18 protein-coding genes and 2 tRNA genes are annotated in these 18,698 nt (G+C 45.2%); 11 read left to right on the plus strand and 9 right to left on the minus strand.

What is annotated here, in order from left to right:
• Positions 1 to 27: 27 nt before the first annotated feature.
• Both KD145_RS25365 and KD145_RS25370 read left to right on the plus strand, forming a co-directional pair.
• The gene (locus KD145_RS25365) at positions 28 to 1,605 is read left to right on the plus strand and encodes a vitamin K epoxide reductase family protein (protein ID WP_212002629.1); all 1,578 of its coding nucleotides are present in this window, start codon (positions 28 to 30) and stop codon (positions 1,603 to 1,605) included.
• A gap of 116 nt (positions 1,606 to 1,721) precedes the next feature.
• Positions 1,722 to 1,934, plus strand: coding sequence for a low-density lipoprotein receptor class A repeat-containing protein (locus KD145_RS25370; RefSeq protein WP_212002630.1), 213 nt, complete (start codon positions 1,722 to 1,724; stop codon positions 1,932 to 1,934).
• A gap of 277 nt (positions 1,935 to 2,211) precedes the next feature.
• On the opposite strand, the gene KD145_RS25375 is transcribed toward KD145_RS25370, so the two are convergent.
• The 4 genes from KD145_RS25375 to nfi all read right to left on the minus strand — a co-directional run bounded on the left by KD145_RS25375 (position 2,212) and on the right by nfi (position 4,539).
• Entirely contained in the window at positions 2,212 to 2,667 is a 456-nt protein-coding gene (locus KD145_RS25375; protein WP_212002631.1) for a hypothetical protein, read from the minus strand.
• A gap of 54 nt (positions 2,668 to 2,721) precedes the next feature.
• Positions 2,722 to 3,273, minus strand: a complete 552-nt coding sequence (locus KD145_RS25380; protein ID WP_212002632.1) for an RNA polymerase sigma factor — start codon at positions 3,271 to 3,273, stop codon at positions 2,722 to 2,724.
• Positions 3,274 to 3,664: 391 nt separating this feature from the next.
• Positions 3,665 to 3,738 (minus strand) — tRNA-Asp (locus KD145_RS25385).
• A 111-nt stretch (positions 3,739 to 3,849) separates the two neighbouring features.
• Positions 3,850 to 4,539 carry a deoxyribonuclease V gene (gene nfi / locus KD145_RS25390; RefSeq protein WP_249219557.1) on the minus strand — a complete coding sequence of 230 codons (690 nt, stop codon included), beginning with the start codon at positions 4,537 to 4,539 and terminating at the stop codon, positions 3,850 to 3,852.
• 194 nt (positions 4,540 to 4,733) lie between these two features.
• Here nfi and KD145_RS25395 point away from each other — a divergent pair, with 194 nt between their 5' ends.
• The 3 genes from KD145_RS25395 to KD145_RS25405 all read left to right on the plus strand — a co-directional run bounded on the left by KD145_RS25395 (position 4,734) and on the right by KD145_RS25405 (position 9,665).
• Positions 4,734 to 4,997 carry a UBP-type zinc finger domain-containing protein gene (locus KD145_RS25395; RefSeq protein WP_212002633.1) on the plus strand — a complete coding sequence of 88 codons (264 nt, stop codon included), beginning with the start codon at positions 4,734 to 4,736 and terminating at the stop codon, positions 4,995 to 4,997.
• 187 nt (positions 4,998 to 5,184) lie between these two features.
• Positions 5,185 to 9,324: a DUF6531 domain-containing protein gene (locus KD145_RS25400; protein WP_212002634.1), complete on the plus strand. Its 4,140-nt coding sequence runs from the start codon at positions 5,185 to 5,187 to the stop codon at positions 9,322 to 9,324.
• A gap of 2 nt (positions 9,325 to 9,326) precedes the next feature.
• Entirely contained in the window at positions 9,327 to 9,665 is a 339-nt protein-coding gene (locus KD145_RS25405) for a hypothetical protein (protein WP_212002635.1), read from the plus strand.
• A 47-nt stretch (positions 9,666 to 9,712) separates the two neighbouring features.
• Here KD145_RS25405 and KD145_RS25410 read toward each other — a convergent pair whose 3' ends face one another.
• Entirely contained in the window at positions 9,713 to 10,264 is a 552-nt protein-coding gene (locus tag KD145_RS25410) for a carboxymuconolactone decarboxylase family protein (protein WP_212002636.1), read from the minus strand.
• A gap of 146 nt (positions 10,265 to 10,410) precedes the next feature.
• Between KD145_RS25410 and KD145_RS25415 the strand changes: the two genes are divergently transcribed.
• From KD145_RS25415 to KD145_RS25430, 4 genes are all read left to right on the plus strand, one after another.
• Positions 10,411 to 11,514: a hypothetical protein gene (locus tag KD145_RS25415; RefSeq protein ID WP_212002637.1), complete on the plus strand. Its 1,104-nt coding sequence runs from the start codon at positions 10,411 to 10,413 to the stop codon at positions 11,512 to 11,514.
• Between the two features lie 145 nt (positions 11,515 to 11,659).
• Positions 11,660 to 12,760 (plus strand): hypothetical protein, encoded by a 1,101-nt coding sequence (locus KD145_RS25420; protein WP_212002638.1) that lies wholly within the window; start codon positions 11,660 to 11,662, stop codon positions 12,758 to 12,760.
• A gap of 5 nt (positions 12,761 to 12,765) precedes the next feature.
• Positions 12,766 to 13,218, plus strand: a complete 453-nt coding sequence (locus KD145_RS25425) for a DUF4375 domain-containing protein (RefSeq protein ID WP_212002639.1) — start codon at positions 12,766 to 12,768, stop codon at positions 13,216 to 13,218.
• Positions 13,211 to 13,801 (plus strand): hypothetical protein, encoded by a 591-nt coding sequence (locus tag KD145_RS25430; protein WP_212002640.1) that lies wholly within the window; start codon positions 13,211 to 13,213, stop codon positions 13,799 to 13,801. Before KD145_RS25425 ends, KD145_RS25430 begins: the two co-directional genes overlap by 8 nt.
• Positions 13,802 to 13,803: 2 nt before the next feature.
• Here the strand turns inward: KD145_RS25430 and KD145_RS25435 are convergent, their stop codons facing one another.
• Both KD145_RS25435 and KD145_RS25440 read right to left on the minus strand, forming a co-directional pair.
• Positions 13,804 to 14,709, minus strand: coding sequence for an archaemetzincin (locus KD145_RS25435; protein WP_212002641.1), 906 nt, complete (start codon positions 14,707 to 14,709; stop codon positions 13,804 to 13,806).
• Between the two features lie 130 nt (positions 14,710 to 14,839).
• Positions 14,840 to 14,913 (minus strand) — tRNA-Asp (locus KD145_RS25440).
• 169 nt (positions 14,914 to 15,082) lie between these two features.
• Between KD145_RS25440 and KD145_RS25445 the strand changes: the two genes are divergently transcribed.
• Both KD145_RS25445 and dapA read left to right on the plus strand, forming a co-directional pair.
• Positions 15,083 to 16,036 carry an acetyl-CoA carboxylase carboxyltransferase subunit alpha gene (locus KD145_RS25445; RefSeq protein WP_211327071.1) on the plus strand — a complete coding sequence of 318 codons (954 nt, stop codon included), beginning with the start codon at positions 15,083 to 15,085 and terminating at the stop codon, positions 16,034 to 16,036.
• An 81-nt stretch (positions 16,037 to 16,117) separates the two neighbouring features.
• On the plus strand, positions 16,118 to 16,993 hold the full coding sequence (dapA, locus tag KD145_RS25450) for a 4-hydroxy-tetrahydrodipicolinate synthase (RefSeq protein ID WP_212002642.1): 876 nt from the start codon (positions 16,118 to 16,120) through the stop codon (positions 16,991 to 16,993).
• A 73-nt stretch (positions 16,994 to 17,066) separates the two neighbouring features.
• Here dapA and KD145_RS25455 read toward each other — a convergent pair whose 3' ends face one another.
• Positions 17,067 to 17,975, minus strand: coding sequence for a ribonuclease Z (locus tag KD145_RS25455; RefSeq protein WP_212002643.1), 909 nt, complete (start codon positions 17,973 to 17,975; stop codon positions 17,067 to 17,069).
• Positions 17,976 to 18,053: 78 nt separating this feature from the next.
• A complete protein-coding gene (locus KD145_RS25460; protein ID WP_212002644.1) occupies positions 18,054 to 18,428 on the minus strand; it encodes an STAS domain-containing protein in 375 nt (124 codons plus the stop codon).
• Positions 18,429 to 18,698 lie beyond the last annotated feature (270 nt).

Genomic DNA, 18,698 nt, shown 5'->3' on the forward strand with positions numbered 1-18,698 from the left:
AACAATATTTTTAGTACCTGTTATTCTTTGCTCAAAAGTCTACATGTCAACTTTACAGACAACGGATTGTCGGAAGCTTTAGAGAACCACGTAGATTATCCTTCACTGCTTTCCCTGAAGGACACGATTTTCGGATACGGCATTGAATCTGCTGCCATAGAAAAAGGACAGCATAGTTATGAGGAATTTGAAACGCCTTTTATCTGCTCGGTACAGCAGGAAGGTTGGCCTGTTGCGCATTTCATCATAGTAACGGATGCTGCAGACGGCCATATAACATACCTCGATCCGGTTACAGACAAACCGCAGCAAATAACTGTCGGAGAGTTTGAAAAAATAGATAAGCATATTATCCTGTTGCTCGATACATCCGCTGCCAGACATGAAGCAGGATTTGCGGAGAACAGAAAAAGACAACAGCGCGATTATCTGGTGAAAAGAATTCCTGTATGGCTGGCATTGGCCGCTATACTTTTTTCTGCCGGCTATATGCTGACACATCCCGCCGGAACACCCACCTGGTGCGGAATCGGATTCCTGTTAACTTCCTTCTTCGGACTGGCAGTTTCTTCGCTGCTGATCTGGAATGAGATAGATGCACATAATCCTTTTATTAAAGAAGTATGTGGTGGCAACAGTAAAAAAGTAAGCTGCAATGCAGTGTTATCATCTTCAGGCGCATCTTTTATGGGTGTTAACTGGTCTGTATGGGGCTTTGCTTTCTTCGCGGCTTTCTTCACGGCACAGGTGCTCTTTCCCGGTAATACCAGCCTGATGCTGATATGGTCAGCGCTTTCGCTAGTGGCGGCTCCTTACATTCTTTTCTCTGTTTACTATCAGTGGAGAGTGATAAAGCAATGGTGCCCGCTTTGTCTGGCAGTACAGGTGGTGCTGGGTCTCAATGCACTGATTGCAGGTACTTATCTGTCTGACAGTCCCGTATTCCTTGACGGTATTGAGTGGTATCATATAGTTATTACGTTGTTGACAGGAATTATCTTCCTTTTCCTGACCAGCTTCATTATACCGGAACTCCGGAATGCCCGCGACAGTAGGAGCTATGAAAAGAAATGGAAAAACCTCAGATATAACCCTGAGATATTTCAGGCATTGCTGGACAAAAGCGATAAGATTACTATTCCACCGGACGATCTGGGTATCCTGGTAGGTAATCCGGATGCTTCCACCGAAATCATCAAAGTCTGCAACCCTTACTGCGGGCCTTGTTCCCGGGCACATCCTGAGCTGGAACAGATCATCAATAACAATCCGGATATAAAACTGCGCATCATATTTACAGCATCGGGAGAAGACAGCGATGAAAAAAGTGCGCCGGTGGCTCATCTGCTGGCTATTCAGCAAAAGTTTGGCAGGGAAAAAGTACATCATGCGCTTGATGACTGGTATCTGGCTTCCAAAAAGGATTACACGGCATTCGCCGGCAAATATCCAATGAACGGGGAGCTGAAGGAACAAAAAGAAAAAATGGCAGCGATGCGCAACTGGTGCAATGTGATGAAGATCCGCGCAACGCCGACAATATTTATCAATGGCAGTGAGCTGCCAGATGGTTATCGTGTCAATGAACTAAAGAACTTTTTCTAGAAAATAGTCTGAGACGGTTGCAAACGATCTCAGGCAACAGAAGGTTCCCTGTAAAAGGCCCTCTGACGATGCCCCGGAGCAGGTGGGTATCAGGTAATAAACTCAATTTCGCCATTATGAAAAAAATAACGCTGAAAAAATTAGATGCTTTAGGCATTCAACAACTGTCTGCAGAAAATCTGAGAACCATCACAGGCGGAGCCAGCGGAGCCAAAGGCCCTTGTCCTATCTATTTATTCGAATGTAATGATGGCACCTGCATTGAGCCGTCGAAGATAAACGACGGCCACAATGATTGTAAGGACGGTGAAGATGAGTTCCCGCTATAAAAAACCGATGACTCACCTGTAGAGTCACTCAGTTAAAATTTTCCGGCATACGTCATAAAGTAAGGCGTATGCCGGTTTTATCTGAAAACATTATGAGCAGTATGGCTAGCTAAAACTAAATTGGTTATTTATAATCTGGTTATGGAGCCGAATAAGACTGCTGCAATACCTCGAAAATAAAAAGTCTCCGGAATATACCCGAAGGTTGGTTGCCTCAGGCGTCGATCACTGGATTGTCCATAGTTTAATTAGTTGTCAGTCGCGGATTAATTGCCTCCTAAACAGTGTCTGCTAAAAGATGAAGGGTATAAAATGAGGCAACCGCAGCCCCAATAAATATTATAATTATATTCCACCACCGTATTCTGACAATGATGTTGAATTCTCTCCTGGCTTTGTCGTATTGAAAATAGGTGATCGACAACATATTGAGAATAATACCGAGAAAAGGAAAGCCGGTGAGAAATATAAAAAAAAGCAAAGCTTTCCAGTGGAGCGGAAGCGATGAGGTCCCTGTGGCTATCCAGCCGGTCAGCCGTGGGCTTAAATTAAACAGGTGTTGAACAAAAAAAAGCGAGACAAGTAAAAATGGAAACACGATCAATAGGGCCCCTACCCAGGAAGAACGCCTGGAATTCAGGAGGGCAAATTTGAGTGTGTCTTTTTGGGCCGGTAGAGGGGGAGTCGGCTTTTCCATGTTGTGCAGATATTTTTCGAATTGTTGTTCGTCCATAATTATTCCAATTATTGGTGTTTATAATGCAAAAAATAAAATAGGGTTGCAAGTTTAAAGGGATTTCCTAATTCGGTCTATTCCTCGTGAAATCAGTGATTTTATTGTGCCTTCCTTTTTCCCCATTATCTCACTGATCTCCTTAATGCTCATCTCTTCAAAATATTTTAGTGCAATTGCCTTCTGATAATCAGGCGGTAGACACTGCAGCAGCTGTTGTATCCTTTTAAAATCTTCGGTCATATAGATCCTGGAAATTGTATCATTCATCTCGTCACTAAAATGTTTATACCCGACCGTATTTTCAACTGCTCCTAATTCTGTAAGTGAGGTGGAAATATATTTTTTACTTCTGAAATACTGATTCAATTCGTTGGTGGCAATTTTAAAAAACCAGGAAGATACAGAAATGCCCCTCCATTGGAAGGAGTTGATTTTTGTGAATGCTTTCATAAAAGTTTCAGCAGCAATATCACACGCGATTGCATAATCACCTGTAATTCGAAACGCATAGCTGAAAATTTTTGAATAATACCGGTCATATAATTCACCGAAAGCATTTGGGTCGGATTTTGCCTGTTCAACGAGTTGCTGTTCCGTTTTCAAACATTAGAATTTATATTATAATGAGTGCACCTAAAAAAGGTTGCACTGTTATTAAAACAAATTTGAAATCGAGGTACTAAAGATATTCAAGGAAGATTGTATCATATGATAATTTGGATTAGCTATTGTAATTAGGTTGAGCTGCCCTAATACATAATGATCTACAGTCATTTGTCAGCAAATTCAATGTAGTTTGGAGTTTCAGCGATATTAGGGGAAGGAAGAGTGCCCAAAGGTTTTTTTCTGGCCGGAATTGTATATGATCGGGAAAACGAGGCACTTCGAACCGAAAAAGTAAATGAAATCTTCGCGTTAATCGCAGGCTTGTCGGGCAATACCGCCTCAAACGAAAAAGGGACAAATCATACTGATGATGATTTGTCCCTTTTTGCGGACTGGACGGGACTCGAACCCGCGACCTCCGCCGTGACAGGGCGGCATTCTAACCAACTGAACTACCAATCCTCAATATGGGTGGGCCTTTGAGCCGTTCCATTGTTCCCGTTTGGGGTTGCAAATATAGAAATAATTATTTCAATTTGCCAAATTATTATAGAAGTTTTTTTGAATAAATGTCTATTCGCTTGCTGGTGGCGGATTTAAGCCTTCTTTGTATTCCAGCAATGCCAGTCGTGCATAGTGGTCTGCCAGCCGGGTGGTTTCCGGAAGACGGTATTGGGTAGCCATTTTCAGCACTATATCGGTGGCGGTGACCAGCGATACCTTATGACCGCAGGAAACAAATACCGGATTGATGCCGGGTTGCGTGCGCAGGGCATTACCTATCAATGCCTGGTCTTCTTCGGCAATCAGTGGTGCAATGCTGCCCCTGGCTGCTGCGAGCTGTTCATAATGCCCGCACAAACGGGTCTTTCCACAGCCAATAACAGGTTTATCCAGTGTCACCCCAAAATGACAGGCCAGCCCGAAACGGCGCTGGTGGGCCAGTCCCTGTCCGTCACAGATGATCAGGTCGGGCTGGATCTTTAGTTTATGATAGGCTTCTAACAGGGGAGGCATCTCCCGGAAGGAAAAAAGCCCCGGTATATAGGGAAAGCTAACTTCCATACAATGAGAGGCTACATCCAGCACCTCCAGGGTGTTGTAGTCCATTACCACCACGCTGCCGGCGATCAGGTTGCTGGATTTATCATATTCCACATCGGTCCCCGCGATCGTACGGATAGGGGATGGGAGCTCATCGGTGGTGATAACCCGGGCCCGGAGTGTTTCCTGCAGAGCAATGGCGGCTGCTTCTGTGATCATGTAGCGGATAGTTTTGGGGAACAATATTAATGATTATAATCGGGTGGGTAAACAGGCTATGTTTCCTTATATTTGATAGGAAGATGATTGCTTTACCATATCTTACCTGCATCTTCCCCCCAGCAGAAAGGTTAAACAGAAATTTTCGTATAACCGCTGCCGTAAAAAAACTGAACTTCAAAAAAAACATCCTTATGGCACTTTGTTCTCATCTGCAAGCTATCACCAGCATCAAAACTCCCAAAGCATATGTTTGTGAAGAATGCGTCAAACACGACGGCACCTGGGTACACCTGCGCACCTGCCAGACCTGCGGCGCTACCCTTTGTTGTGATGACTCTCCCGCCAGACACATGACACAACATTACCATCTGACAGACCACCCTGTCATCGCTTCAGCAGAACCAGGTGAACAATGGCTCTGGTGTTATAAAGATGGTGTCTTCGCGGAATACTAGATATATAACCCGATCCGGGAGTGGCCTGCCATCCTCACGCTAACGGATATACTGCGATCTGTTTGCATCGGTGATAATTTTTGCTGTTTCGGAAAGCATTTAAACGAACAATTAAATACTTATATTAGCTGATTCATTATTTGTTTTTTGTTTAACCTGCCTGAGGGCACCCAAAAACCATGTCTTTATGCTTGTTTCCAATAAGCATTTTGTTCCGGTCATCGGACTGGATATTCATATTGTTATTTTGTTCGGATTTCCTGTGCCGTTGCCGCATCCTTACATTGGTCTGGTGATAGATCCGATGGACTACGTACCGTTTATCGGTGCTACTACCAAAATCAACCATGTACCGCGTGGCAAAAGCGATACCAGTGGCAAGCTGATATTCCTGTTCCATATTCCTATGGGAGGCCCTTTCCTGCTGGCTCCCATGATAGGACACGACTCGGTCAACTTCTTCGGTAGTAAAAAAGTAAAAGTGGAAGGTAACCTTATGAGCCCCTCAGGGCACATGCTGATGACCTGTAACGATATTGGCATGCCACTGTCTCTCACCCCGGGGAAGAAATTCATTCCTATTCCCAGCCTCTATCTTCCTACATCTTACTCTATACCGCTTTCGTTTGGGAAACCGGTCATGGTTGGCGGGCCTTTTGTGCCCGACTGGGCCGGGGTAGTGTTGAACCTGCTCATGTCTTATGGCTTTGGCGCTGCCATGAAGGGACTGGGAAAACTGGGGAAAAAAGGACTCACTAAATTTAACCATGCCCTGAAGAAGAAATTAGGCAGCAACAAACTAAGTAAAACCCTCTGTAAAAAAGGTTTTGAACCGGTCGACCTGGTCCAGGGCATTGTGATCTATGATGGTACGGATTTCGAACTGCCCGGCCCTGTTCCGTTAAAATGGCATCGGTCCTGGAACAGTGACAGTCCCTTTGATGGACTGCTGGGCCACGGCCACCACTGTTGTTATGATATGCGCCTTCAGGAATTCCCCGCAGAAAAGGCCACTGTCGTATTGCTGGAAGATGGGCGCAGTGCTGTTTTCGATGCATTGCCTTATCCGTCCGATTGTGAGTACAACCGCCATGAAAAGCTCTTGCTGACACGTACCAACGTAGAAGAATACACGCTGTTCGATTATGAAAGCAGACTTACCTGTACATTCAGGAAACAACATCCCCAACAGACCCAATACCGGCTGGTCAGTATTCAGGATACAGCCGGATTCCGTATCAGTTTCCACTACAACGGAAGCGGGCATCTGCAGTGTGTCATCGATAGTGTGGGAAGAAACCTGCTCATTCATAACGATGAAGCCGGCAGAATTACACAGATTACTGTTGAGCACCGAGAGGAAGTACGCCTGCTGGTACAGTACAGATACAATGATGCCGGCGATCTGGTGGCCATTACCGATGCGCTGAACCAGACCATCCACATGCAATACAGCGATCACCTGATGGTCAGGAAGACCGATCGCAACGGTCAGACTTTTTATTGGGAATACGACAGCAAAAGACGTTGTGTTCACACCTATGGCGATGGTGGTCTCCTGGAAGGAAGGATTGAATATCATCCCCGTGAAGGATTCAACTATATCACCAATTCACAGGGACATACGACTACCTTTCACTATACACCGGATTTTGTGGTCAATAGGATGGTAGCGCCTATGGGAAACACTACCTTCTTCGAATATACCCCGAACATGGAATTATACCGCGTAATAGATAGCGAAGGTAACGTTACCGGTTATACGTACGATGACCTGGGCAACAGGATCAGCGTGGAATTGCCAGATGGATCGGCGATCACTGCACTGTATGACAGCGATGGGAAATTATTGCAGACCACTAATCCCGGAGGTGATAGCCGCACCCTTATCTATTACAAAAAAACAGGCCTGCTGCATACAGCAACGGAAGCCAACGGCACTATACGCATCTTCCGTTATAATGAGCATCACCTCCTCAGTAAAATAGAAGATGAAACAGGTGGACAAACCATTTTATCTTATGATGAAGATTATAACCTCGTACGGATGGCCTTTCCGGACGGAGGTGTCTCCACCTGGCAATACGATACCTGGGGCCAGTGTCTCCGGAAATCCAATGCCATGGGAGAAGAACAGCTGCGCAGCTACGATGCGTTGGGACGAGTGACAACCATCCGGTTACCCGACAACCTGATCAGGCTGGAATACAATGCCTATAAGGATATCGTAGCGGCAGAAGACAGGCAGCATCAGGTACGTTATGCCTATACGCCTATGGGTAATGTAAAACTGAGGGAAGAAAAGGATAAAAAAATACATTTCCTCTATAACAACGACCAGGAGCTGACCGGCATTGTTAATGAACAAGGAGATATGCTGCGGATCAGGCGTAATGCCAATGGAGAGGCTATCAGTGAAACAGGCTTCGATGGTATTACCCGGTATTATGAACGCGATTCGACCGGCAAGGTGATCAAAGTGCTGCGCCCCGGTAATAAATGGACAAAACATGAATACAACAGCAACGGTATGTTGTCCCGCACGGAATACAGCGACGGAACCTGGGAAGATTTCAGCTACGACCGCAATGGCAGATTATTGGAAGTAACCACACCTCACAACACCGTCCGGTTTGTACGCAATGCCTCCGGCAGCATCCTCAGCGAAACACAGCAGGAACATACCGTGAGCAGCAGTTACAATAAGACAGGTAAACGTACTGGCATACAAAGCAGTCTGGGCGCAGATATCAGGTTACAGTGGGATATGATGGAAGACCTGGCCGGCATCAGCGCTGCTATTGACGGAGAGCTGCACTGGACAACTGAAATTCACCGGAACCTCCTCGGTGTGGAAGCTGAACGTATATTGCCCGGTCATGTGAGAAGCTGCTGGAACTATCTCCCCGGCGCAGCCGACAGTCGCACGCCCGACACCCATACTGTTACCAGCGGACCAGCTGTGATGCGCAGCCGCCACTACCACTGGGAAGCCAACACCCGCCTCAAACAGATACACAAAGGTCCCGGAGAAGGTACTGTGAAATTCGGTCACGACGATACCGGCAGCCTGGCCTGGGCACAATATGAAGACGGAAAGTTCGATTACCGCTCGCCCGACAAGGCCGGAAATATCTATAAAACCCCCATCCGCAAAGACCGCCGTTATGAAACCGGTGGTCGGTTGCTGGAAACTGACCAGGCACGTTTTATCTATGACGAGGAAGGAAATCTGATCAAAAAAATCACCACCCGCAACGGTTCACCGGAAACCTGGGAATATGGATGGTATGGCAACGGACTGTTGAAGAATGTAGTCCGCCCGGATGGCAAAACGGTCACCTTTCAGTACGATGGCCTGGGAAGAAGAACGAAGAAGATTTTTAATGGACTGGTCACGCGTTTTGTGTGGGATGGTCATAAACTGCTGCACGAATGGACCTATCCGGAAAAAGAACAGCCACAGACTGTCATCAATGAATACGGTGAAATAAGCCAAAGCCATCCGGAACCTATACCGCTGGAAACCTTGACCACCTGGGTGTTTGAAGAAGGAACTTTTAAGGTCGCGGCGAAGATCATCAACAGGCAGGCTTATTCATTGGTCTCCGACTATATGGGCACACCTTGTGAAGCCTATGATAACGCCGGACAAAAAGTCTGGAGCGCCGAACTGGACATCGATGGAAACATACGTAAACTGCAAGGAGACCGTAATTTTGTGCCATTCCGCTACCAGGGCCAGTATGAAGATATAGAAACCGGGCTTTATTACAACCGTTTCCGTTATTATGCACCGCAGGAAGGTGTTTACATCAGCCAGGACCCTATCGGTTTTGCCGGCGGCTGGAATACTTACGCCTATGTAAAGGACACCAATTGTTACATCGACATCTGGGGCTGGGAAGATATCTGGTTCCGCGCACTGCACCCAAATGATATGGTTACCCTCGATGAGGGAAATGGTATCATCCCTAAAGATCCCAACGCTAATGAAACGCCGTTTAGCCACGTAAAGAACGGTTCTGATAAGGGATATGCCGATCAGTACGTTTCCTATACAAAAGAAAGAGGCTTCGCGGAAAGATGGGCACGGAAATCAGGCACTCAGGTAGTGGAAGTGGATATGGATAAGGTAAATAATACTAAATTGGACCTGACTACAGCGGAAGGCCGTGTGGAGCACCTCGGAGATGCATCCAAAGCACCAAAGGGATCAGATCTGCATAATGTCAATAAATGGGCAAAAGGTGCGAAAGAGTTGCTGGTAGAAGGTACCACGCCACAGGAAGCTGTTGTTCACCGTTATGATCCACCATGTTTATAAATATGAAAGAATCACTGAAAAATTACCTGGAATACCTCGACTCCGATGAGGAATTTATCTTTAAGGTCAGGATGGAGAGAGAATGGGACGATAACGCTTATCAGGAGTTAATAAGCCTGATCATGACCGTTATCAATGATTATAAAGATGACGACGTAGTGCCGATACCGGTAGTGCTGTTTTTTACTTCCGGCCTGAACCAGTTGGTAGGCATGGTTTCCAACCCTGATTTCTTTACCAATACTTCCAAAACTTACGAAGACCTCGTGCGCTCGCGGGTGAAGGAAATGGAGGCGCTGCAGCAACAATTCTTTTCCGGAGAAATGTTTATGAAGGCATGATAGAATTGCCTCCGGGCCGCTTTTCAGACAGACCGGAGGCGCAACTTTTATTTTTTCTGCGGGATTTTGCAAAGCATGTCTGAATGGATGCCTAACCCGATATTGGTGATGTTGTACAGGTGCTCACTGGCCACCAGCCATACGATCTCACAGATCTCCTTTTCAGAGTAGTATAATGCCAGCCTGGAAAAGGTGCCCGGGTCCACTTTTTTGTCTGCTGTTAGTTCGGTTACATAGTCCAGTAATGCTTTTTCACCCTGAGTGAAAAGCGGACTGGTACTGTATTCAGGCAATGCATCCAGTTTTGCGTCGTTCATGGAAGACTGCATCGCCACATAGCGGGCAATATCTATACAGAAAAGGCAGATGTTCACCCTGGCTACCTGTTGGCGTACCAGCAGGATGGTTTCCTCCGGTAAAGTCAGCTTTTTATCCAGTTGGTTCACTTTATTGTAAAACATGCCAAATGCCAGGGGAAGCCGTGCGGCATGGACTTTCAGCGGAGTCAGCACTTTACCGAATTGTTTACGGGTAAAGAAATAAACCAGTTTCATTATCAGTCCTTTAGGTTGCTCAATAGGTGCGAGAAAAGTATCCATGTTAGTATGTTTTATTGGTGAATGTTATACCCATATATCAACTGAATTATTTCAAATAGGACAGGAATGGGGAAAAATTTTTTTAGAATGTAGGAAAGCGGCTACCATCTTTGTTTTAGGAAATTGTATATAGGTAAAAAGGAGAGATGTTAAACGTTGAATTTTTAGGGAAAGAGGAGAAGGAGGAGGGAAAGGGGATCAGGGTGAATGGGGTATTGGATAAAAAGGCAGAGTATTCATTAGGCTGGGATCCTTCTTCCACATTTTACTCCCGGCAGGTCATCACGTTGTTATTGGAATATTCTTTCGAAGAGCTTGGTCGCTTTTTTGAGTATTTGCATTTTGAATTAGATTTGTCGGATGGTGTGTTTAATAGCCCTCGTTCTGCAATAATTACGAGAGGTGGGGAAGAGGGCAATGACAATAGGGAAGACGAGTATGCTATCACGTTCCCTATAGTTTTTGAGGCAGACCACTGGGCAAAACCCTGGAGCATTTTTGAATTTTCACAGGTTTTTGAGGCAGAGGTTGAAAAGTTAGTTCTCAATAGTCATTATTATCAATATGATGAGGATAATATTAAAGATGGTATCGAGATTCAGTTTACATTCTGTAAAAATGAAGTTACGGGTAAATGTGTGGATAGTGTAATTGGAAACCTCCTATCTGCATGGAATACAACAGAAGAAATTCTCCAAAGCAAACTGGACAAAGACAAACTCATCACCTACTTCCACTTCCCATCCTCCGTTAAAACCGCCTGCAAACAATATCTCATTTATTTCACGCAATTCCTCTCTGATCTGGGTATCGAAGCAGAAACAGAAATTGAAGAGAAGGAAGGCACTACGATGTTAAAAGTAATCCCGGAAAACAAGGAAGAAGCATTGTCGCACATCCGCGAAGCCCTGGCGGTGTACCTCGCCATTCCCGGTTCACAGGAATTCGGCGAATTGTCTAAAAATATGCATGATATCGCCCTGGCACAGTTACGCGCCAATGTGCTGCATTTACAATCGCAATGGGAGATGGCTAAGGCGCTGCTGCAAATGAAAGATGCTACCATTGGGCAACTGCAACTCTGCAATTATCAGTACAAACAACTCCTGGATGGCCATGCTGTAACCCCAAAAGATGCAGAGGAAGAAGACCTGATCGAAGGCGTTTTAACCGTTACCAAATACAAAGGCGATGCCTTTACCATCAATCTCCCCGAAATACTGAGGAAAATAAAAAGGAAACTCAAATAACCAGGTCCGGTTTAAATTTTTGTATCTTGCTCTTCAATGTAGTTTTTTTGATTGTCAAATGAATAAATTTGCTAGCCCCCATTAGGTACCGGTCTTTAACTAGCCAACTGAATAGCCTGATGGAAAATTTTAATCATGCCCTGAAATGAAAAATATCGAAACCGTTAGTCCTTTCGACATTGAAACCAGTAAAACCGCATCGGGAACAATTACTGTGTTAACAGCCGCAATTGGGTTATCCCATCACGGCAATCTCTCCCTTGATGGGCAATCCCTCATCGGTACTTATGTTGATAACAACCGTTCTTATGATCTGGTCTACACCCTCATCGATGCAGATGGACAGGTGATAAACAGCTATAAGGAAGATGATGGCATCTTGCCTCAGTTTTTTACAAGTCCGGCAGGTAAAGGTTATGTCTCTGTGATACCCTACGATCCGGACAAGGAACTGGAGATCAGTATACCGCTCTTTGACCGGGAACACCTGGAAAAACCCAAAGGAAACAAACCCTTTATGGGCGATCTTAAAGGAGTAGTGAATAATGCCGTCGTGTTTTTTGATATGGACAGTTTATCCGATAAAAAGCCGGACAAAATGCTGGTGTTGGAGTTTAAAGAGGAGGTGCTGAAGAAAAAGAACAACGTCAAAATCCCGCTTCCTGCTAAAAATAAAATGCATATCATCAACCATGGAATACATCTGTTGGCCAGAGATAATGGTCAGTGGGTGCATAGACAGGTAGATGAAAAAGGCAATGAAATAAAAACACGTACTATCTCCACCAGCCAGGCCTGGTTCCGGGAAATATTACAATTGTCGTTTAGTGGTTCCAGTTATCTCCTGACCAATACCGGCAGCCAATTGGAAATATTAACCCTGGATACGGATGGTAACGTGACGAAAGAGCTGCTGTATGATCTGGGAGATGAACTGTACAACACCTGGAGGCCGGCCCAGGTCGGAGACAACACCTGTGTTGTCAGGTTTAATACAGGAGAGGGCAACGGATGGTTGGTACTCCGGAATGGTCAGCTGCTGGAATTATTCTACAGCAAAGGACAACAAGGGTATAAAAACCTCCTCACTGGTGAAATCATAGAAATGCCCGTTGATAACCTGATTCTTTCAGGTTTGAATAAAACCCGGGAAAATGCCTATGCAGTGATGTTTTACCCCAGAACCGATAAATCAGAAAAGAATAAGCGGTTAATTATATTAAACCGTGAATTGTCTCTTAAGTAGTGTATATGCAGCAGGAAGAACAAAGAAAGGCATTTGATGATTATTCCTATGAGATGGTGGAAAAACTGTTCTCTCAGCATGAAGGAAAGATGGACAAGCTCTCTGAGAAAGAGCAGGAAGTAGTCCGGATCTGGCGACTGGAAGCGGATATGTACAACGGCGGTTTTTTACAGTATTTCTGCAACTGGGGTTATGATAACTTCCTTGAAACACAGAAGATATTACAACAATTGGGTGCCGTTAAATGTCTTCAGATTATTACCGAGTATGAATCCACTATCGCCGTAGTACAGGATGATGAACGGCTGACGGCATTATGGGATATCCCCAAATACCTGGGGGACTACCTGACTGAAGAACAAGAGCAAAGGCTGGAAGAACTGGATAATCTATATTGGGATAATCCGGATGATCTGCAGTTATTATGTTACAATTATTATCTGAAATCACATGAATAACAAAACAAAAGTATTAAGCATATTCCTGGGGCTGTGGGCTTCCTGGGCAGGAGCACAGTCTAAAACAAACGACTATCTGAATATTCCGGGGCCTCTTCATTTGAATAATGCGAGTTATAACCTGGTATGGTCTTCTCATCCCAACAACAACTACTACAAGCAGGAATACCTGACTGCAGGGGATAATCTGGAAAAATTCAAATCACTGGTAACAGTGGATTATCTCAAAGGCGATTTTCAACCGCTTGACCTGGTCAACCAGAAAGTGGAGGAATTGAAAAAGCTGAAAGCCGTTAATCCAGTGGTGAATTACAACGTTTATGAAAAAGATAATCAGTACATACTCGATTTCCTGATCAGCCAGAATGCTGCTGATGGAAATAGTATCCTGATTGTGGAGCGTAATGTGTATCGTTATCAGTCCATCAGTACTGGCAATGCAAAAGGGGTGTTACTGTTGGCTGCCAGCCAGCGGGCTTATGGAAAGGATGTGGAAGCCTTTCTGAAAAAACTAAAGACGGATAAGCAGAAGCTGGTGGAGGCTGTAGCGGCATATAAGCTGCCGGAACTGAGTGTGAAATAAAGTTATTCAATGGCATCAAGGTCCGTTTTAAAAACCGCGGCATCACTTTCCAGTCCATTGTTCTGACAGAAGTGGATCAGCTGTTTTAACCGCTGGACGTTATCGTAGCCAATGTTATAGAACAATTTTCTCTGACATTCGGAGCAAAGGCGGGCGGGAGTTTGGTCGGTTTCATCCAGACTGTTGGTGCCATTCATTCTGCACTTTGCGTATATGCAATGGCGTAGTGATAGTATATGCCCGATTTCATGCGATGTAACTTTCATTAATCTTCTCAGGCATAGTTTGAAATTAGCAGTATCCAGCTGTTGGTTTTGTAATCGGTATATAGAAGTGATTCCCACGCTGTCGACATAGGATGCTAGTCCGAATACATAATTCCAGTCATTTTTAGGATACAGGTCTTTGGCGCTGATGGCGTGCAGGGCAATGCCATCTTGGGGTATTTTGCCTTTGAGAAGGCTGTCCAGTAAATAAGGGGCCAGTAACTGCATATGACCGTCTTCTTCCTGGCGCATGGCAAACGATGGAACGGTTTTGTCTGAGATGGGTGGCAGTAGTACTGTTTTTAATTGAAAGAAAATGGCGGTGTATTGCCGGGTGGCCTGTAATGCTTTTTGTTGAAGTTCGGTGAAATCGCCCACTGGCAGCAGGTAAATCACCGACTTGTGCTGTGTTGGCTTTACCAGACGGCATTTTTTATAGGCTTCAAAAGTTTGTCCTTTCTCTTTATGTCTAAAAAGCCATTCGCCTTCTTGTGGTTTGCCCATTTTGATATCATTGGCTGCAATGGCGTCAAAGTAATGCATCGGATCTTTTTCTTTCCTGTTGTGGCAGGATAAAAGAGAAGATAACAGCAGGAGCAGGATGGTTTTTATGCAGATGGTGCTGAGCCGGGAGATGTGCATAGTGGTATAGGTGGTCCGTAAAATGGCTTTAAAATAAGGATCTGCCGGGAATTTTTTAAAAAGATATTAAATCATCAGGGGGGGATAAAAGCAGAAAACCCGCTCAGTGAGCGGGTTTTGATTAACTCTGCGGACTGGACGGGACTCGAACCCGCGACCTCCGCCGTGACAGGGCGGCATTCTAACCAACTGAACTACCAATCCTTCTTCAAAAAATCGCTATTGCCTAGCTATCTTTCTGTCTCCCAATCTGTTGTATTCCTCCGTTTTGGGATTGCAAAGATAGCAACAAAGTTCCCAATTAAGCAAATCTTTTTTAAAAAAAATTTTCAGCACTATCTTTACACCCGATCTTTAACCAATTAAACAAATTATGCAATTCCTGGATTTCGAAAAACCTATCGCGGATTTATATGACCAGCTGGCTAAGCTGAAGGAGAATGGTGAAAAATCCGGGGTGGATGTTTCTGCCACTGTGAAAGAATATGAGCAGAAAATTGAGGACACCCGTCTCAACATCTACACCCATCTCACTGCCTTTCAGCGTGTACAGCTCAGCCGTCATCCGGATAGGCCCTATACTTTGGCGTATATCGAAAAAATGTGCACCAACTTCGTGGAACTGCACGGCGACCGGAATGTGAAAGACGACAAAGCCATGGTAGGTGGCTTCGCTGACCTGGATGGAGAAACCGTGATGTTTATCGGTCAGCAGAAAGGCGTGAACACTAAAATGCGCCAGCTCAGGAACTTTGGTATGGCCAACCCTGAAGGTTACCGTAAAGCGCTTCGCCTCATGAAACTGGCGGAAAGATTCAACAAGCCTATTGTTACCCTCATCGATACTCCCGGTGCTTATCCGGGCCTGGAAGCTGAAGAAAGAGGACAGGCAGAAGCCATTGCCCGCAATATCTTCGAAATGGTGAAACTCCGTGTACCAGTGATCTGCGTCATCATCGGTGAAGGTGCTTCCGGTGGCGCTTTAGGCATCGGTATCGGCGACAAGGTGGTAATGCTCGAAAACAGCTGGTATACCGTTATCTCTCCGGAAAACTGCTCCACCATCCTCTGGCGTAGCTGGAACTTCAAAGAGAAAGCCGCCGAAGAGCTGAAACTCACGCCTGATTACATGAAAAAATTCGGTCTGGTAGATGGCGTTGTCCGTGAACCGCTCGGTGGTGCCCATGTAAACCCCGATGAAATGGCCAGTATCCTCAAAACTTATATCAAGGAAACACTGGCAGAACTGAAGAAAATTGATCCCGATGTACGCATCGAACAAAGGATCGATAAGTTCTCTGGTATGGGTTTTTACGAAGAACACTAAAAAAAATTTAGAGATCACGATAAAAAATTCGAATTTCGGCCTTCGGAATTCGAATTTTTATTTTTTTCCCGTAAACACAATATGGAACAGTTAAAAGGCACCGGGGTGGCATTGGTTACACCCTTTAAAGCAGATGAAAGCATAGACTGGAATGCTTTGGAAAAGCTGATCAATTATGTGATTGATGGCGGCGTTGACTACGTTGTGTCTTTAGGCACTACCGGCGAAACGCCCACTCTTTCTGCAGATGAAAAGCTGGATTTGATAAAATTCACTTTCGAAAAGGTGTCGAAGCGGGTGCCAGTAGTTGTTGGCATCGGCGATTATAATACCCGGGATGTGGTAAAAAGACTGGAAAAATGCCCACTGGATGAAGCGGCCGCTATCCTCAGCGTATCCCCTTACTACAGCAAACCTACCCAGGAAGGTATCATCCAGCACTATAAAACTATTGCAGCGGCTTCTCCCAAGCCGATCATCCTCTACAACGTGCCCGGTCGTACAGGCCGCAATATGACCGCAGAAACCACGCTGCGTCTGGCACACGAAGTAGAAAATATCATCGCTATGAAAGAAGCTTCCGGTGATATGGCACAGTGCATGCAGATCATTCGCGACAAACCGGAAGGTTTCCTCGTAGTCAGCGGTGATGATGCCCTCGCCCTCGCCCAGCTTGCCTGCGGTATGGACGGCGTAATCTCTGTGGCAGCCAACTTCTTCGCAAAGGATTTCTCTGCTATGGTAAACGCTGCACTGGGGAATAATTTCCCTGCTGCCCGTGCACTGCACTACAAAATGCTGAAAGGTTTTGACCTGATGTTCTGTGAAAACAACCCTACTGGCATCAAAGCATTTCTGAGCCATGCCGGCATCATCGAAAATAATTTCCGCCTGCCGGTTTTACCTGCGGCAGATGCAGTATATCAGCAGATAGGAGCGTATCTCAAACAATACTAAACAGATTATACAGACATAAAAAAGAGCGAAGAAACTTTCTTCGCTCTTTTTTTATGTGGTTAATAATGCTGTGTTATACGTAATAAGTAACGCCCTCTTCCGCGATATCTGTTGATGCGAATACAGGACGTGTTTCTTCCAGGAAAGGCTGAAGATCAGTGTATTTGGAAGAGAAATGACCTATCAGTAGTTTTTTGGCACCGGCTGCTGCGGCCAGGGAAGCGGCCTGCACGGTGGTGCTGTGATAACGCTCTGCTGCCCGCGTTTCCAGGTCATGCAGATAGGTAGTCTCATGATAAACCAGATCGGCATCTTTCAGCCAGGGCAGCAGGCCGGTATCATACTGTGTGTCTGCACAATACACATACCGCTTGCCTTTCGCCGGAGGCAGGGTCACCCAGTCGTTTTTAACGATGCTGCCGTCTTTACGGATATAATCCGCTCCTTCCTGCAGTTTACCGTAGTAGGCCGCCGGAATCTCGTAGGCTTTGGCCTGCTCTGGTATCAGTTTCCGCTTTTTTTTCTGCATGCTGATGGAGAAGCCAAAGCAGGAAATCCGGTGCTGGGTGGGAAAACAGCTGACGGTAAGCTCCTTGTCTTCCAGGATGACGCCGCTGTAGCCCGCCTGCAGCGGAACAAATGACAGTTCATACTGAAGCAGCGTGCCGGAGCAGTCCAGCTGCAGCTGGATAATAGCCTCCAGTTCCGGTGGGGCATAGATACTGAGCGGTTCGGTTCGCCCCATCAGGCTCAGCGTGTTGAGCAGGCCTATCAGTCCGAAATAGTGATCACCATGCAAATGGCTGATAAAAATGTACCGTAGTTTATTGCGTTTAATCCGGTATTTAGCGATCTGTAGCTGTGTACCTTCCCCGCAATCAACTAATAACAATTGGTCGTCACATGTGATGATCTGTGCGGTGGGGTGTCTGTCCAACGTGGGTATGGCAGAGTTGTTGCCTAATATTGTAACTGCAAACATAAAAGTAAAACGTTTGGCAGCCTGCTTCTGGCATTAACCGGCTTTTCCCGGCTAAAAGCTGAAACAGGCAGCGCTTTATTAATCCATTCCGTCCAGAAGCTCTCTTTCCAGCTCTTCCATCATAATCAGGTCTATGGCTTCGGCCATGGTAGGTGCGATGTTGAGCATATCACCACCTGCTTCCTTCAGTTCCTTTGTTAAAGCACTGTTAAGGCCCGTAATGGCGCAGGAACGGCTATTGTCATAGATATGCTGGTATACTGTTAAAATGGCTTGAATGCCGGAATCGTCCATTTTTTCCACCAATTTCAAGTCCAGTATGAGATTGCGGGTGCTTAGCTCTGGCAGTGTGCTCAGCGTAGTAACAAACTGATCTGACAAATTAGCATCCAAAGCAACTTCTTCAGGACAAAAAACAACAATTTTTTCTTTGGTATCAATTTTGAATTTCATGCGTTGGACGTTGTTTTATACATTTAGTAAAAAAATCAATTTAAAAGAGGGAAACCCAGCCTATTAAAAAACTAAATAAAAAGGAGCTCAATAACAAAAGCCGCTTTTTCCTCGTAAGTAATTTTGAATGCTTATACCCGCTTCACCACAAAAATAATTCTTATACTATTAAAGTGTAAGTTGTTTGAGTGTAAAAAAGGAATAACTTCAACTAAAGAAAATAGCTGATAATTTAAGTTCATAATTATTCGTTATTATTGTATAAGCAAG

The sequence above is a fragment of the Chitinophaga sp. HK235 genome, from assembly GCF_018255755.1.
Lineage (GTDB): Bacteria > Bacteroidota > Bacteroidia > Chitinophagales > Chitinophagaceae > Chitinophaga.

What these genes read in the sequence shown, in the direction of transcription:
- nfi (WP_249219557.1), bottom strand. Translation starts at nt 4,539, where the DNA reads ATGATCACAGAAGCAGCCGCCATTGCTCTGCAGGAAACACTCCGGGCC.
- dapA (WP_212002642.1), top strand. Translation starts at nt 16,118, where the DNA reads ATGGAACAGTTAAAAGGCACCGGGGTGGCATTGGTTACACCCTTTAAA.
- KD145_RS25420 (WP_212002638.1), top strand. Translation starts at nt 11,660, where the DNA reads ATGAAAAATATCGAAACCGTTAGTCCTTTCGACATTGAAACCAGTAAA.
- KD145_RS25370 (WP_212002630.1), top strand. Translation starts at nt 1,722, where the DNA reads ATGAAAAAAATAACGCTGAAAAAATTAGATGCTTTAGGCATTCAACAA.
- KD145_RS25400 (WP_212002634.1), top strand. Translation starts at nt 5,185, where the DNA reads ATGCTTGTTTCCAATAAGCATTTTGTTCCGGTCATCGGACTGGATATT.
- KD145_RS25375 (WP_212002631.1), bottom strand. Translation starts at nt 2,667, where the DNA reads ATGGACGAACAACAATTCGAAAAATATCTGCACAACATGGAAAAGCCG.
- KD145_RS25455 (WP_212002643.1), bottom strand. Translation starts at nt 17,975, where the DNA reads ATGTTTGCAGTTACAATATTAGGCAACAACTCTGCCATACCCACGTTG.
- KD145_RS25410 (WP_212002636.1), bottom strand. Translation starts at nt 10,264, where the DNA reads ATGGATACTTTTCTCGCACCTATTGAGCAACCTAAAGGACTGATAATG.
- KD145_RS25395 (WP_212002633.1), top strand. Translation starts at nt 4,734, where the DNA reads ATGGCACTTTGTTCTCATCTGCAAGCTATCACCAGCATCAAAACTCCC.
- KD145_RS25460 (WP_212002644.1), bottom strand. Translation starts at nt 18,428, where the DNA reads ATGAAATTCAAAATTGATACCAAAGAAAAAATTGTTGTTTTTTGTCCT.
- KD145_RS25425 (WP_212002639.1), top strand. Translation starts at nt 12,766, where the DNA reads ATGCAGCAGGAAGAACAAAGAAAGGCATTTGATGATTATTCCTATGAG.
- KD145_RS25435 (WP_212002641.1), bottom strand. Translation starts at nt 14,709, where the DNA reads ATGCACATCTCCCGGCTCAGCACCATCTGCATAAAAACCATCCTGCTC.
- KD145_RS25430 (WP_212002640.1), top strand. Translation starts at nt 13,211, where the DNA reads ATGAATAACAAAACAAAAGTATTAAGCATATTCCTGGGGCTGTGGGCT.
- KD145_RS25405 (WP_212002635.1), top strand. Translation starts at nt 9,327, where the DNA reads ATGAAAGAATCACTGAAAAATTACCTGGAATACCTCGACTCCGATGAG.
- KD145_RS25445 (WP_211327071.1), top strand. Translation starts at nt 15,083, where the DNA reads ATGCAATTCCTGGATTTCGAAAAACCTATCGCGGATTTATATGACCAG.
- KD145_RS25415 (WP_212002637.1), top strand. Translation starts at nt 10,411, where the DNA reads ATGTTAAACGTTGAATTTTTAGGGAAAGAGGAGAAGGAGGAGGGAAAG.